The following is a 797-nucleotide window of genomic DNA, read 5'->3' as shown; positions in this document are numbered from 1 at the left end:
TATTTTACCTTTGCTGGAGACATTTGACAAGAAAAAAAGCAATGTGATCCAGCAGTGTATTCACGTCTGCTGGATCACATTGCCTTTTTTCGCCTCTTTTTTATCGGTATAGAATGCTTTTCTACATCTATCTCCTTCAATGTCCAATGCGACGATCGTCACTTCCTGCCTGACATGATCGAACACAACCAGTTCCTGATAGAACATGAGATGAAGGTCCGGCATGGCTATCTCATCTTTCAGCCGACTCCCGATATCTTCATATTCTCGAATGGCATCGTACCCGATGTAGCCGACTGCTCCGCCGTAAAATGGAAAAGGAAGATCCAGGGTGATCTCTGGAATGTGAGCCTTGACGACATCCAGTGGCTTCTTCAATGACGTCTGTTCCCGTTTCCCTTCTTTGATCCTCACAGTCTTTCCGTTCCCGATGATTTCCTTGTACGGGTTCATCCCTATAAAGGAATACTGGCTTTTCTTTCCATATCCATCTGAACTTTCCAGTATGAATTTCTTTTCTCCTTTGAGTCTCTGAAATACTGAAATAGGTGTCAGCATGTCTCCGTTTATCTGCTCTGTTCTGTAATGACTGGTCATTTTCTTCTCTCCCTTTGTGTAATGTCTCTTCCGATAATCCTCTTTAGTTCCTTCTTCAATCCGTTACTTTTCCAATAAAAAAAGCTTCGGCTACGCCTTCGCCCTTTTGGGATAGTGCGTAGCCATTACTTTTTCAGTTCTGAATTATCGTAGACGATACCGTGAATACTCTTATAGTAAACAGGAACCATCTCATTTCC

General features: G+C 42.7%; 1 protein-coding gene. It reads right to left on the bottom strand.

Annotated features, from left to right (window positions below):
* Positions 1-60 precede the first annotated feature (60 nt).
* Positions 61-597 carry a hypothetical protein gene (locus ACYQ2O_RS12500; RefSeq protein ID WP_346025212.1) on the bottom strand — a complete coding sequence of 179 codons (537 nt, stop codon included), beginning with the start codon at positions 595-597 and terminating at the stop codon, positions 61-63.
* Positions 598-797: the final 200 nt, after the last annotated feature.

The sequence above is a fragment of the Alkalibacterium sp. m-11 genome (assembly GCF_054658155.1).
The sequence above is the reverse complement of the archived record's forward strand: the minus strand, read 5'-3'. Positions and strand labels throughout refer to the sequence as shown.

What these genes read in the sequence shown, in the direction of transcription:
- ACYQ2O_RS12500 (WP_346025212.1), bottom strand. Translation starts at nt 597, where the DNA reads ATGACCAGTCATTACAGAACAGAGCAGATAAACGGAGACATGCTGACA.